General features: G+C 59.7%; 12 protein-coding genes. All 12 read right to left on the bottom strand.

Translation table 11 applies throughout. From position 1 onward, the window contains the following. Positions 1-120: 120 nt before the first annotated feature. The 12 genes from nuoF to mnmA all read right to left on the bottom strand — a co-directional run bounded on the left by nuoF (position 121) and on the right by mnmA (position 13,249). Entirely contained in the window at positions 121-1,476 is a 1,356-nt protein-coding gene (gene nuoF, locus LRO94_RS17325; RefSeq protein WP_003174722.1) for an NADH-quinone oxidoreductase subunit NuoF, read from the bottom strand. Beyond that, positions 1,473-1,970 (bottom strand): NADH-quinone oxidoreductase subunit NuoE, encoded by a 498-nt coding sequence (gene nuoE / locus LRO94_RS17320; protein WP_179178796.1) that lies wholly within the window; start codon positions 1,968-1,970, stop codon positions 1,473-1,475. Before nuoE ends, nuoF begins: the two co-directional genes overlap by 4 nt. A 2-nt stretch (positions 1,971-1,972) precedes the next feature. After that, positions 1,973-3,757 (bottom strand): NADH-quinone oxidoreductase subunit C/D, encoded by a 1,785-nt coding sequence (gene nuoC, locus LRO94_RS17315; protein ID WP_095184439.1) that lies wholly within the window; start codon positions 3,755-3,757, stop codon positions 1,973-1,975. Between the two features lie 71 nt (positions 3,758-3,828). Beyond that, positions 3,829-4,503: a NuoB/complex I 20 kDa subunit family protein gene (locus LRO94_RS17310; RefSeq protein ID WP_003174719.1), complete on the bottom strand. Its 675-nt coding sequence runs from the start codon at positions 4,501-4,503 to the stop codon at positions 3,829-3,831. A 10-nt stretch (positions 4,504-4,513) separates the two neighbouring features. Then, on the bottom strand, positions 4,514-4,927 hold the full coding sequence (locus LRO94_RS17305) for an NADH-quinone oxidoreductase subunit A (protein ID WP_003219575.1): 414 nt from the start codon (positions 4,925-4,927) through the stop codon (positions 4,514-4,516). Positions 4,928-5,583: 656 nt separating this feature from the next. Then, on the bottom strand, positions 5,584-6,909 hold the full coding sequence (aceA, locus tag LRO94_RS17300; RefSeq protein WP_010458877.1) for an isocitrate lyase: 1,326 nt from the start codon (positions 6,907-6,909) through the stop codon (positions 5,584-5,586). A gap of 485 nt (positions 6,910-7,394) precedes the next feature. Continuing rightward, positions 7,395-8,132, bottom strand: coding sequence for a secretin N-terminal domain-containing protein (locus tag LRO94_RS17295; RefSeq protein ID WP_032889688.1), 738 nt, complete (start codon positions 8,130-8,132; stop codon positions 7,395-7,397). 211 nt (positions 8,133-8,343) lie between these two features. Next, complete coding sequence (locus LRO94_RS17290; protein ID WP_032889687.1) at positions 8,344-8,766, bottom strand: GNAT family N-acetyltransferase; 423 nt, start codon at positions 8,764-8,766, stop codon at positions 8,344-8,346. After that, positions 8,759-9,925, bottom strand: coding sequence for a ribosomal protein uL16 3-hydroxylase (locus tag LRO94_RS17285; protein ID WP_032889686.1), 1,167 nt, complete (start codon positions 9,923-9,925; stop codon positions 8,759-8,761). Before LRO94_RS17285 ends, LRO94_RS17290 begins: the two co-directional genes overlap by 8 nt. Positions 9,926-10,008: 83 nt before the next feature. Continuing rightward, on the bottom strand, positions 10,009-11,379 hold the full coding sequence (gene purB, locus LRO94_RS17280) for an adenylosuccinate lyase (RefSeq protein ID WP_032889684.1): 1,371 nt from the start codon (positions 11,377-11,379) through the stop codon (positions 10,009-10,011). Positions 11,380-11,504: 125 nt separating this feature from the next. Continuing rightward, entirely contained in the window at positions 11,505-12,128 is a 624-nt protein-coding gene (gene hflD, locus LRO94_RS17275) for a high frequency lysogenization protein HflD (protein ID WP_027606331.1), read from the bottom strand. Further along, a complete protein-coding gene (gene mnmA / locus LRO94_RS17270) occupies positions 12,125-13,249 on the bottom strand; it encodes a tRNA 2-thiouridine(34) synthase MnmA (RefSeq protein ID WP_032889682.1) in 1,125 nt (374 codons plus the stop codon). The genes hflD and mnmA overlap by 4 nt, the downstream gene beginning before the upstream one ends. Positions 13,250-13,251 lie beyond the last annotated feature (2 nt).

The following is a 13,251-nucleotide window of genomic DNA, read 5'->3' as shown; positions in this document are numbered from 1 at the left end:
GTTGGCCCGTTGTCAGCGGGCGTGGCTAATGGAATCTTGTTATTCATGGGCATCAACACAGCCTTTACGGCGTCAGCCCATGAGAAGACGAAGGGCACGGACCCTTCGCCTTTTAAAGCGTTACGCGCCGACTACGATCGGCCTTGCCAGAGGCGGGACGGCGGCGCTGGTAGGCGCAATACCGGCTTCGAACTCCGAGCGGAAGTATTTGATTGCGCTGCCCAATGGCTCCACGGCGCCCGGTGCGTGAGCACAGAAGGTCTTGCCTGGGCCGAGGAAACCGACCAGACCCAACAGGGTCTCGATGTCACCCTCACGGCCTTCGCCATTTTCCAGGGCCATCAGCAGCTTGACGCTCCACGGCAGACCGTCGCGGCATGGGGTGCAGAAGCCACAGGATTCACGGGCAAAGAACTGCTCCATGTTGCGCAGCAGCGAGACCATGTTCACGGTGTTGTCCACCGCCATCGCCAGGCCAGTACCCATCCGGGTGCCCACCTTGCCGATGCCGCCGGCATACATTTGTGCGTCGAGGTGCTCGGGCAACAGGAAACCGGTACCAGCGCCGCCTGGCTGCCAGGCCTTCAAGGTGTAGCCGTCGCGCATGCCGCCGGCGTAGTCCTCGAAAAGCTCGCGTGCGGTAACGCCGAATGGCAGCTCCCACAAGCCAGGATTCTTGACCTTGCCGGAGAAGCCCATGAGCTTGGTGCCCATGTCTTCGCTGCCTTCACGGGCCAACGATTTGTACCAGTCCACGCCGTCGGCGATGATCGCCGGCACGTTGCACAGGGTCTCAACGTTGTTGACGCAGGTCGGCTTGCCCCATACGCCCACGGCGGCGGGGAAGGGGGGCTTGGAGCGCGGGTTGGCGCGGCGCCCTTCGAGGGAGTTGATCAGTGCGGTTTCTTCACCGCAGATGTAACGCCCGGCGCCGGTGTGCACGAACAGTTCGAAATCAAAGCCGGAACCCAGGATGTTCTTGCCCAACAGGCCAGCAGCCTTGGCTTCTTCCACGGCACGGTTGAGGTGCTTGGCGGCGGTGGTGTATTCGCCACGCAGGAAGATATAGCCACGATAGGTTTTCAGCGCGCGGGCACTGATCAGCATGCCTTCGATCAGCAAATGGGGCAGTTGCTCCATCAGCATGCGGTCTTTCCAGGTGTTCGGCTCCATTTCATCCGCGTTGCACAGCAGGTAGCGGATGTTGATGGACTCGTCCTTGGGCATCAGGCCCCACTTCACGCCCGTGGGGAAGCCTGCACCGCCGCGGCCTTTGAGGCCGGCGTCTTTCACGGTCTGGACGATGTCGTCCTGGGCCATGTCGGCAAAGGCTTTGCGCGCAGCGGCGTAGCCGTTCTTGGCCTGGTACTCGTCGAGCCATACCGGCTCGGCATCGTCACGCAGGCGCCAGGTGAGAGGATGGGTCTCAGGCGAACGCTTGATCAGGTTGGCGGGGCCGAAAGATGTAAGGGTCATGGGTAGCCCTCAAGCAATTGGGTCACGCCAGTAGGCTGCACGTCACCGAATGTGTCGTCGTCGATCATCAACGCCGGCGCCTTGTCGCAGTTGCCCAGGCAGCACACCGGCAGCAGCGTGAAGCGGCCGTCCGGAGTGGTTTGGCCCAGGCCGATGCCCAGTTTGTTCTGGATCTCGCTGACCACGGATTCGTGACCACCGATGTAGCAGACCATGCTGTCGCACACGCGAATGATGTGACGGCCCACCGGTTGGCGGAAGATCTGGCTGTAGAACGTAGCCACGCCTTCAACGTCGCTGGCAGGGATGCCGAGAATCTCGCCGATGGCGTAGAGGGCGCCGTCCGGCACCCAGCCACGTTCCTTCTGAACGATCTTCAGGGCTTCGATCGACGCCGCGCGCGGGTCTTCGTAGTGATGCAGCTCGTGCTCGATGGCCGAGCGCTCGGTTTCACTCAGGGTGAAACGGTCTGTCTGGATAAGCGTGCTGTTCATGCTTAGCGGTCCACGTCGGCCATAACGAAATCGATACTACCCAGGTACGCAATCAAGTCCGCGACCATCTCGCCTTTGATCACCGAAGGGATCTGCTGCAAGTGCGGGAAGCTTGGAGTACGAATCCGGGTGCGGTAGCTCATGGTGCCGCCATCGCTCGTCAGGTAATAACTGTTGATACCCTTGGTCGCTTCGATCATCTGGAAGGATTCGTTGGCCGGCATGACCGGGCCCCACGAAACCTGCAGGAAGTGCGTGATCAGGGTTTCGATGTGCTGCAGCGTGCGTTCTTTGGGCGGCGGCGTGGTCAGCGGGTGATCCGCCTTGTACGGGCCGGCCGGCATGTTGCGCATGCACTGTTCGATGATCTTCAGGCTCTGGCGCATTTCTTCGACGCGCACGATGCAACGGTCGTAGGCATCGCCATTGGCGGCCACCGGCACTTCGAACTCGAAGTTCTCGTAGCCGGAGTATGGGCGCGCTTTACGCAGGTCGAAGTCGCAGCCAGTCGAGCGCAGGCCTGCACCGGTGACGCCCCATTCCAGGGCCTCTTTGGTGTTGTAGGCGGCGACGCCGATGGTACGGCCCTTGAGGATGCTGTTATCGAGCGCGGCTTTTTGGTACTCGTCCAGACGCTTGGGCATCCAGTCGATGAACTCCTTGACCAGGCGCTCCCAACCATTCGGCAGGTCGTGGGCCACGCCGCCGATGCGGTACCAGGCCGGATGCAGACGGAAACCGGTGATGGCTTCGATGACCTTGTAGGCGCGCTGACGGTCTGTAAATGTGAAGAACACCGGGGTCATGGCGCCGACGTCCTGGATATAGGTACCCAGGAACAGCAGGTGGCTGGTGATCCGGAAGAACTCGGCCATCATGATGCGGATGGTGTCGACGCGGTCCGGGACCTTGATGCCGGCCAGCTTCTCGACCGAGAGCACGTACGGCAGGTTGTTCATCACGCCGCCGAGGTAGTCGATACGGTCGGTGTACGGGATGAAGCTGTGCCACGACTGACGCTCGGCCATCTTCTCGGCGCCACGGTGGTGGTAGCCGATGTCCGGCACGCAGTCGACGATTTCTTCGCCATCCAGTTGCAGGATGATACGGAAGGCACCGTGAGCCGAAGGGTGGTTCGGGCCCAGGTTGAGGAACATGTAGTCCTCGTTGGTGCCGGAGCGTTTCATGCCCCAGTCTTCCGGACGGAAGCGCGCAGCCTCTTCTTCAAGCTGTTGCTTGGCGAGGTTGAGGCTGAACGGGTCGAATTCGGTGGCGCGGGCAGGGAAGTCCTTGCGCAGCGGGTGACCTTCCCACGTGGGCGGCATCATGATGCGCGTCAGGTGCGGGTGGCCGGGGAAGTCGATACCGAACATGTCCCACACTTCACGCTCGTACCAACTGGCGTTCGGCCAGATACCGGTTACGGTCGGGACGCTCAGGTCGCTCTCGGAGAGGGCAACCTTGATCATCACGTCGCTGTTACGTTCCAGCGACATCAGATGGTAGAACACCGTGAAATCGGCACCGCTTGGCAGGCCCTGGCGCTTGGTGCGCAGACGCTCGTCCACGCCATGCAGGTCATACAGCATGACGTACGGCTTGGGCAAGTTACGCAGGAAGGTCAGGACTTCGACGAGCTTGGCGCGCGCCACCCACAGCACCGGCATACCGGTACGTGTGGCCTGGGCGGTGAAGGCGTCAGGGCCAAAACGGTTATTGAGTTCGACGACCACATCCTGGTCGTCTGCCTTATAAGGCGGGATGTACAGAGCGCTGCCTGTAGTCATGGTTTTTTATCGCTTTCGGTCAACGTAAAGAATGAAGCCAGGTGTTCGTTCTATAAAAGAAGCGGGCTGGATCAGACTTCGTCAGGGCTGCGCAGGTTGGTGACTGCGATTCGCTGTTCGCGGCGCTGTTCCTTTTGCGAGGGCATCTCGGCGCGGTAAACGCCTTGATCGCCGACGACCCAGGAAAGCGGACGACGCTCCTTGCCAATCGATTCCTGCAACAGCATCAAGCCTTGCAGAAATGCTTCAGGGCGGGGCGGGCAGCCAGGCACGTAGACGTCCACGGGCAGGAACTTATCCACCCCTTGGACCACTGAGTAGATGTCGTACATGCCACCGGAGTTGGCGCACGAACCCATGGAGATAACCCACTTCGGTTCGAGCATTTGCTCGTAGAGACGCTGAATGATTGGCGCCATCTTGATGAAGCAGGTTCCGGCGATAACCATGAAATCCGCCTGGCGCGGTGATGCCCGGATAACTTCGGCGCCAAAGCGCGCGATGTCGTGGGGCGCCGTGAAGGCGGTGGTCATTTCCACGTAGCAGCACGAAAGGCCGAAGTTGTACGGCCACAGGGAGTTTTTACGCCCCCAGTTGACCGCGCCACTCAGCACGTCTTCGAGTTTGCCCATGTAGATGTTTTTGTGGACTTGGTCTTCTAACGGATCGGAAACGGTTTCCCGTTCGCCGATGGGGTACTGCTCGTTAGGAGCATCCGGGTCGATCCTGGTGAGATTGTATTGCATCGCCAAAGCCTCATTGTTTCAGCTTCGCTTGCCGCTTACGACGAGCTTCCGGAGCCCAGTCAAGGGCGCCCACTCGAAATAGGTAGACAAGGCCTGCCAACAGAATTGCTATGAAAACGAGAGCTTCGACGAATCCGGTCCAGCCGCTTTCGCGGACGGACACAGACCAGGCAAAGAGAAAGAGGGCTTCGATATCGAAGATCACGAACAGCATCGCGACCAGATAGAATTTGGCTGAGAGCCGCAGACGGGCGCCACCTGTAGGTAGCATGCCCGACTCGAACGGTTCGTTTTTGCTGCGGCCCCAGGCTTTTGACCCGAGGAGGCTGGAAACACCGAGCATGAAGGCGCAAAGGCCGACAACACCGAGGAGGAAAATGGCAAAGCCCCAGTTGTGGGCCATGAGTCCTGTCGCTTCGGTCATGCTGGAAATCCTTAACAGAGAGCAAAGGTCTCTGAGCTCGAAAAAGTAATGATGCAGTGACGATATGTCGCAGCGCAGTCAATCGCGGTGATTTTATGGCTAAACACCGGGCAAGTAAAATTCCTATAGCGAAATTATTCGATGGAATAAGGACATAGTGCACCTTCTTGGGGCTGTAGCCCTTGCGGGGCGGGGATTAGCGGGCATTTGATCAATTATGTTTTGTTTAACCAGTAACGAAGTTTTCATGGTCTAAATGATAATGAATATTGTTTGCGCGGGGTTTAAGCGATTGTTTCTCATGTGGCGGGGTAAGTTGCCGTTACTTGTTTGATTGGCGCAAGTTGCCGGAGCGGATCTTTTAACCGATTTATCCGCAGCGAATACCGCTCTGGATCAAGGTTTTGTACAAAATCTTCAGGTTGCGTGCGTTCCCTTGTGGGAGGGGGCTTGCCCTCGATGGCTGAGTGTCAGTCAATAACGCTGTTGCTGATCCACCGTTATCGGGGGCAAGCCCCCTCCCACATTTGGATTCTCATTGGCCCGGGGCAGATATCTCAGGCAAAAAAACGCCCCGAACCAGTCGGGGCGTGATTGTCGTGCAGCACTGCGGTTAGCTCTTTAACGGGTCCGCAGTGGCTGTGTACTCACATCGATCAGTGGAACTGCTCTTCTTCAGTCGACCCGGTCAGCGCGGTCACGGACGAGGTGCCGCCCTGGATCACGGTGGTCATGTCATCGAAGTAGCCAGTACCCACTTCCTGCTGGTGCGCCACAAAGGTGTAGCCTTTGGAGGCGTCAGCGAATTCCTGCTCCTGCAGCTTCACGTAGGCGGTCATGTCGTTGCGGGCGTAGTCGTGCGCCAGGTTGAACATGCTGTGCCACATATTGTGAATGCCGGCCAGGGTGATGAACTGGTGCTTGTAGCCCATGGCGGACAGTTCGCGCTGGAACTTGGCGATGGTCGCGTCGTCCAGGTTCTTCTTCCAGTTGAAAGAAGGCGAGCAGTTGTAGGACAGCAGTTGGTCCGGGTATTCCTTCTTGATCGCTTCGGCGAAACGACGCGCTTCGTCCAGATCCGGCTTGGCGGTTTCGCACCAGATCAGGTCGGCATACGGTGCGTAGGCCAGACCGCGGGCGATGGCCTGATCGAGGCCGGCGCGTACCTTGTAGAAACCTTCCTGAGTGCGTTCGCCGGTAACGAATGGCTGGTCGTACGGGTCACAGTCCGAGGTCAACAGGTCTGCTGCGTTGGCGTCGGTACGGGCCAGGATGATGGTCGGCGTGCCGGCAACGTCAGCCGCCAGACGGGCAGCGGTCAGCTTCTGTACAGCTTCTTGGGTCGGAACCAGTACCTTGCCGCCCATATGGCCGCATTTCTTCACGGAAGCCAGTTGGTCTTCGAAGTGAACGCCCGCGGCGCCTGCTTCGATCATGCTTTTCATCAGCTCATAGGCGTTCAGTACGCCGCCGAAGCCGGCTTCGGCGTCAGCTACGATTGGCGCGAAGTAGTCGATGTAGCCTTCATCGCCTGGGCCTTTGCCAGCTTTCCACTGGATCTGGTCAGCACGACGGAACGAGTTGTTGATGCGCTTAACTACGGTCGGCACGGAATCAACCGGGTACAGCGATTGGTCGGGGTACATGGATTCAGCGGAGTTGTTGTCCGCTGCCACTTGCCAGCCGGACAGGTAGATCGCCTGGATGCCGGCTTTTACCTGTTGGACTGCTTGGCCGCCAGTGAGGGCGCCCATGCAGTTGACGAAATCTTTGTCGGGGCGGAAGGAAGGCTTGGCACCTTGGGTGACCAGGTTCCACAGCTTCTCGGCGCCGAGTTTTGCAAAGGTGTGCTCAGGTTGAACCGAGCCACGCAGGCGGACGACGTCAGCAGCGGAATAAGCGCGGGTTACGCCTTTCCAGCGTGGGTTTTCAGCCCAATCTTTTTCAAGGGCTGCAATTTGCTGTTCGCGTGTCAGTGCCATGGGGAAAAACCTCGTCGCATAGGTCTAGGTGGAAAGATCCATTTGCCAGCCGCGCAATCGTTGCGGGGTATGGCTGCTCGCTGACCAGAAGCATAGGTGGTCAAGTCAGGTTCGACGGGGAAGGCGACGGGATGAACGATGATCGAGAGGGGGCAGGTAAAGGCTGGCCGAGAACGGTCTTCGGGCATCGTGGGCCCTTGGGTATTCTGCAGCATGTTGCCGGGTTACCTGGTTAGCTTCCGTCCCTCGGGACAACTTCGTTCCAGTCGCAACCTCGTCAAACACACCTTGTGGGCGGTACAGACACGAATCGGCTCAGGTGGGTAGCTTAGAGCGACGATCCGAAGGCCCTTGCCAGGGCCCCTGATTAGCGGGAGCGAGGCCATCATGCCCATGCTTTTTTGGATCGTCAAATGTTTTGTAGTGCTTTTTTTATAGCACTACATCTTTAGTCTAATACGACTCATCAGTCAGTTTTTGGTGCTTCAGTTCAGGGTGTCGACCTTGACCCGCAACGTCAGGTCATCACGGCCCTGGGTAGAGTAGCTGCGGGTTGTAGAGGATTTATCGGCTTGGGTTTCACGGTTGATGCCGGCCAGGGGGATCCATTCGCCAAGGCGCCCGCTGACGGTTGTGTCGGTACTTTGTACATTCACTACATCGGGACGTTCCTGGCTCATGCGGTCACGGTTGGTACTGATCGCCAGATGCACGGTCTCGCCGGTGACGCTGGCAGTGACGTAGAAGCCCTGGGTGACGTTGCGGTATTGGGTCTGGTTCTGCGGGCGGCCGTAGGCGTCTGGTTGGGTGGTGGTCAGTGGCACGCTCTGGCCGACCTGGATCAGCGCGGGCACGCCTTCGCTGGCCTGGATCTGCTGGATGCCGCCGTCGCGACTGGCAGTGCCGTAGTTGATGATGCGGGTTTGGCTATCGCCACTGTTCTGTTGGTTGTTTTCGTTGGTGTCTACAGTAATCAGCAGGCGCTTGGCCGGTGTGTCCAGTTGTGCAATCAGTGCGCGCAGGTCCTGGAGCTTGCCGGGATCGGCGTTAACAATAAGTTGGTTGCCGTAGGCGCTGACGGTGCCGTCCTTACCGATGAAATTCTGCGCCACCGGCAATAGATCGGCGCTGGTGCGGTTGTTCAGGTTGACGACTTCGGTGTCGGCCATTGTCGAGCAACTGACGGCCAGGAGGAGGGCGGTGAGCAGGGTGCGTAGGGACATGTCCGTTATCTCTGCGAGTCATTTAGGCTTGATAGTGCCAGTTTGTCGGCCTGGCGTGTAGTGAGCGGGCTTGCCCTGCGCTGGGCTGCCTAGCGGCCCCTATAAAAAACGCCGCGTTCTTTCAGAAAGAACGCGGCGTTTGGTTTTGTGGCTGCTAAGCAGCCCAGCGCGGGGCAAGCCCGCTCACCACAGACAAGCCCTTAAGCAGGGATCAGCCCCCACGCACCATATCAACATGGGGAATCCCGACTTCCAGGAACTCATCGCTGACGATCTTGAAGCCCAACCGCTCATAAAACGGCGCTGCATAGACCTGCGCGCTGAGGAACTGTTTGGTCTGGCCGCGTTGCTCGGCCACGCCAATCACCGCTTCCATCAGCTTGTCGCCAACCTTCAGGCCGCGCCAGTCCTTGAGGACCGATACGCGGCCGATCTCGCCGCTGGGCAGCAGGCGAGCGGTGCCGATTGGAAAGTCGCCTTCGAACGCCAGGAAGTGCATCGCACCAGCGTCATCCGCGTCCCACTCCAGCTCGGGCGGAACCGATTGTTCAGCGATAAATACCGCTTCACGAATGCGCCGAATCTCGGCGATATCCTTTTGCCAGTCCGCGACACTTACGTGAATTTTATTCATCGGCAAATCCCAGGCTGCCTTGCTTGACCAGCTCGCACAGCAGGTCGCGGCCGTCTTCGTCGGCGAGCCACTCACCCAGGTTTTCGCTGTGCAACGCATCGGCGGAGCACACCAGTTTCAACAGTTCACGCAGCTTGCCGGGCAGGTAGCGGCTCTGGCCGCTGGCAAACAGCAGCACGTCGTCGTCCACTTCCGACCACGCCATGCGCGCGCTTGGGTTGCGTACCAGAATCGCGCCGTCTTGCAGGGTGCTGATGAAGTCTTCTTCGCCCAGCTCTTCGCCGGCCACGAGTTCTGGGTAGCGCGGTTCGGTCATGAACTGGCCGAACCAGGTCAGCAGCATGCGTTCGTCGCTCATGTGCTCGGCCAGCAGGCTCTTGAGGCGGTCGAGGGCGTCGCGCTGGATCTGATGCGGGTCGCTGACCGGCTGCGCGTCGGCGTCGGTGTAGCGCTCTTCATCCGTCAGGTATTGGGCGAGGAAATCGGTGAAGTGGGTGAGCACTTCGGCGGCGCTCGGCGCACGGAAGCCGACCGAGTAGGTCATGCAGTCGTCTTCGGCGATGCCGAAGTGCGCCAGGCGTGGCGGCAGATAGAGCATGTCGCCCGGTTCGAGTACCCATTCGGCGGTTTCTTCGAATTCGGCGAGGATGCGCAGGTCGGCGTGTTGCAGCAGCGGGCTTTCGGAGTTGCACATCTGGCCGATCTTCCAGTTGCGCTTGCCTTGGGCTTGCAGCAGGAACACATCGTAGTTGTCGAAGTGCGGACCAACGCTGCCGCCAGGCGCGGCGAAGCTGATCATCACATCGTCGATGCGCCAGCTTGGTAGAAAGCGGAACTGCTCCAGCAGCTCGGCCACTTCCGGAACGAACTGGTCGACCGCCTGCACCAGCAGGGTCCACTCGCGCTCAGGCAGGCTGCCGAAGGCGTCTTCGGCGAACGGGCCGCGACGCAGTTCCCACGGGCGCTCGCCGTGTTCGATCACCAGGCGCGATTCGACTTCTTCTTCCAAGGCCAGGCCGGCCAGTTCGTCGGCGTCGATCGGGCTTTCGAAATCAGGGATGGCCTGACGGATCAGCAGTGGTTTTTTCTGCCAGTAGTCACGCAGGAATTCCCGTGCCGTGATGCCGCCCAGAAGTTGAAGAGGGATGTCAGGATTCATGTGTAACCTATTGAAAGAAAGCACTTTTCAGACTGGAATAAAAACGCCCGGCGCGGCCGGGCGTCTCAAGGGTCTTGCGATGATCAGATGCGCTTGGCTTGCTCTACCGCGTTGCCGATGTAGTTGGCCGGGGTGAGCAGTTTCAGCTCGGCCTTGGCGGCGGCTGGCATGTCCAGGCCGTCGATGAAAGTTTGCAGCGCTTCAGGGCTGATGCCCTTGCCGCGCGTCAACTCTTTCAGCTTCTCGTACGGGTTTTCGATGTTGTAGCGACGCATCACGGTCTGGATCGGCTCGGCCAGCACTTCCCAGCATGCGTCCAGGTCAGCGGCGATTTTCTGCGCGTTGAGCTCCAGCTTGCTGATGCCTTTGAGGCTGGCTTCGTACGCGATCACGCTGTGGGCAAAACCCACGCCGAGGTTGCGCAGTACGGTCGAGTCGGTCAGGTCGCGCTGCCAGCGTGAGATTGGCAGCTTGCTGGCCAGATGCTGGAACAGGGCGTTGGCGATGCCGAGGTTGCCTTCGGAGTTTTCGAAGTCGATCGGGTTGACCTTGTGCGGCATGGTCGACGAACCGATTTCACCGGCAATGGTGCGCTGCTTGAAGTAGCCCAGGGAGATGTAGCCCCAGATATCGCGATCGAAGTCGATCAGGATGGTGTTGAAGCGCGCAATGGCGTCGAACAGCTCCGCGATGTAGTCGTGGGGCTCGATCTGCGTGGTGTAAGGGTTGAAGCCCAGGCCCAGCTCGTCTTCGATGAAGGCGCGGGCGTTGGCTTCCCAGTCGATCTCAGGGTAGGCCGACAGGTGCGCGTTGTAATTGCCGACGGCGCCGTTGATCTTGCCCAGCAATGGTACGGCAGCGACTTGAGCAATCTGACGCTCCAGACGATACACCACGTTGGCGAGTTCTTTGCCCAGGGTGGTCGGCGAAGCTGGCTGGCCGTGGGTGCGCGACAGCATTGGCACGTCAGCGAAACGGATGGCCAGTTCGCGGATAGCTTCGGCGGTCTGGCGCATCAGTGGCAGCATCACGTCATCGCGGCCTTCGCGCAGCATCAGGGCGTGGGACAGGTTGTTGATGTCCTCGCTGGTGCAGGCAAAGTGGATGAACTCGCTGACCTGGGCCAGTTCCGGCAGCTTGGCCGCCTGCTCTTTGAGCAGGTATTCAATGGCTTTGACGTCGTGGTTGGTGGTGCGCTCGATCTCTTTCACACGCTCGGCGTGCTCCAGGGAGAAATTTTCCGCCAGGGTGTTGAGCACAGCGTTGGCTTCGGCAGAGAACGCCGGCACTTCGCTGATGGCGGGATGAGCGGCCAGGCGCTGGAGCCAGCGCACTTCAACCAGAACACGAGCACGGATCAAGCCGTATTCGCTGAAAATAGGGCGCAGGGCCTGGGTTTTGCCGGCGTAGCGGCCGTCAACAGGGGAAACCGCAGTGAGCGAAGAGAGCTGCATGGGGTGTTCTCGGACAGTCGGGCAACGAAATGGGGCGCGTATCATACATGAAAAAATCCGCCGGTCCGTCGCCAACTGACCGGCGTATTACGCGTAACGGCTTGAAAAAAGCCCTTTGCTGCGACTTATTCGTTGCGCATCAACGGGTAAAGCTCTTTGAGCAATTTTCGACGGCTGATCACCAGCTGCCAGCGATGGCCGCCCAACTGACGCCACAACCGCGCCGAGCGAATACCGGCCAGAAGCAGGGCGCGGATTTTCGAGGCGTTGTTCGGTTGCTGCAGGTTGCGCATGTCGCCGTGAACCTGGATCCGCTGGCGCAAAGTGCTCAAGGTGTCTTGATACAGCGCACCACAGGCGGCGATCACGTTTTCGTGGGCCGGGCCGAAGTGTTCTACCTGGGACTGGATTTGTGGCAGGCGTTTGCCGATGGTTTCCAGCATGTCCTCGCGCTTGGCCAGTTGGCGCTCGAGGCCGAGCATCGACAGGGCGTAGCGCAGCGGCTCGCGCTGCAAGGTGCTGGGGTCGCGCTCCAGGGCGCCGATCAGGGCGCGGTAACCTTCACGCAGTGCGAGGTCGTCGCCGCCGTAGACTTCCAGAGTGTCCTTGGGGTCGCGGATCAGCAGGCTGCCGAGCATGCAAGTCAGGCCGGCTTCGGTGACCTGGCCGGTCTTGGCGATCTTGTCCACGAGCACGGCGGAGAGAAATACCCCGCCGAGTGCCGTCAATTGCTCTTGGGTAGGGCTCATGCCGGGTTGCTCCAGGCTTGCGCGACTTCAATCACGCCGCCGCCCAGGCAAATTTCGCCGTCATAGAACACCACCGACTGGCCGGGGGTGACCGCGCGTTGCGGGTCATCAAAGGTGGCGCGGTAGCCTGTCGCGGTTTTTTCCAGGGTGCAGGGCTGGTCGCTTTGGCGATAGCGCACTTTGGCAGTCAGGCGGCGCGGGGTGCTCAGGTCGATCGGGTTGACCCAATAGATCTCCGAGGCCAGCAGCGCGCCCGAGAACAGCAGCGGGTGTTCATTACCCTGGCCGACGATCAGCACGTTGTTTTCCAGGTCCTTGACCAGCACATACCACGGCTCTTCACCGGCGTCTTTCAAACCGCCGATGCCCAGGCCCTGGCGTTGGCCAATGGTGTGGTACATCAGGCCATGGTGACGGCCGATCACTTCACCTTCGGTGGTCTTGATCTCACCCGGTTGCGCCGGCAGGTATTGCTTAAGGAAGTCGCTGAAGCGGCGCTCGCCGATAAAGCAAATCCCGGTGGAATCCTTTTTCTTCGCGGTAGCCAGGCCGTGTTTCTCGGCGATCCTGCGCACTTCGGGTTTTTCCAGCTCGCCCACCGGGAACAGGGTCTTGGCGATCTGTTCACCGCCAACAGCGTGCAGGAAGTAGCTCTGGTCCTTGTTCGGGTCCAGGCCCTTGAGCAGTTCAGTACGGCCATCGATGTCGCGGCGGCGCACGTAGTGGCCAGTGGCAATCAGGTCGGCGCCAAGGATCATGGCGTAGTCGAGGAACGCCTTGAACTTGATTTCGCGGTTGCACAGGATGTCCGGGTTCGGCGTGCGACCGGCCTTGTATTCAGCCAGGAAGTGCTCGAACACATTGTCCCAGTACTCGGCGGCGAAGTTGGCGGTGTGCAGCTTGATACCGATCTTGTCACACACGGCCTGGGCATCTGCCAGGTCGTCCATGGCGGTGCAATATTCCGTTCCATCGTCTTCTTCCCAGTTCTTCATGAACAGGCCTTCCACCTCATAACCCTGCTCCATGAGCAGAACGGCGGAAACGGAAGAATCCACGCCGCCGGACATGCCGACGATGACGCGCTTCTTTTGTGTGTCAGAAGGGGCTGGATCACGCATAG

The organism is Pseudomonas sivasensis (assembly GCF_021391435.1).
GTDB classification, from domain to species: Bacteria; Pseudomonadota; Gammaproteobacteria; order Pseudomonadales; family Pseudomonadaceae; genus Aquipseudomonas; species Aquipseudomonas sivasensis.
The sequence above is the reverse complement of the archived record's forward strand: the minus strand, read 5'-3'. Positions and strand labels throughout refer to the sequence as shown.

Coding starts and splice junctions, on each gene's coding strand:
- nuoF (WP_003174722.1), bottom strand. CDS start 1,476: ATGACCCTTACATCTTTCGGCCCCGCCAACCTGATCAAGCGTTCGCCT.
- nuoE (WP_179178796.1), bottom strand. CDS start 1,970: ATGAACAGCACGCTTATCCAGACAGACCGTTTCACCCTGAGTGAAACC.
- nuoC (WP_095184439.1), bottom strand. CDS start 3,757: ATGACTACAGGCAGCGCTCTGTACATCCCGCCTTATAAGGCAGACGAC.
- LRO94_RS17310 (WP_003174719.1), bottom strand. CDS start 4,503: ATGCAATACAATCTCACCAGGATCGACCCGGATGCTCCTAACGAGCAG.
- LRO94_RS17305 (WP_003219575.1), bottom strand. CDS start 4,927: ATGACCGAAGCGACAGGACTCATGGCCCACAACTGGGGCTTTGCCATT.
- aceA (WP_010458877.1), bottom strand. CDS start 6,909: ATGGCACTGACACGCGAACAGCAAATTGCAGCCCTTGAAAAAGATTGG.
- LRO94_RS17295 (WP_032889688.1), bottom strand. CDS start 8,132: ATGTCCCTACGCACCCTGCTCACCGCCCTCCTCCTGGCCGTCAGTTGC.
- LRO94_RS17290 (WP_032889687.1), bottom strand. CDS start 8,766: ATGAATAAAATTCACGTAAGTGTCGCGGACTGGCAAAAGGATATCGCC.
- LRO94_RS17285 (WP_032889686.1), bottom strand. CDS start 9,925: ATGAATCCTGACATCCCTCTTCAACTTCTGGGCGGCATCACGGCACGG.
- purB (WP_032889684.1), bottom strand. CDS start 11,379: ATGCAGCTCTCTTCGCTCACTGCGGTTTCCCCTGTTGACGGCCGCTAC.
- hflD (WP_027606331.1), bottom strand. CDS start 12,128: ATGAGCCCTACCCAAGAGCAATTGACGGCACTCGGCGGGGTATTTCTC.
- mnmA (WP_032889682.1), bottom strand. CDS start 13,249: ATGCGTGATCCAGCCCCTTCTGACACACAAAAGAAGCGCGTCATCGTC.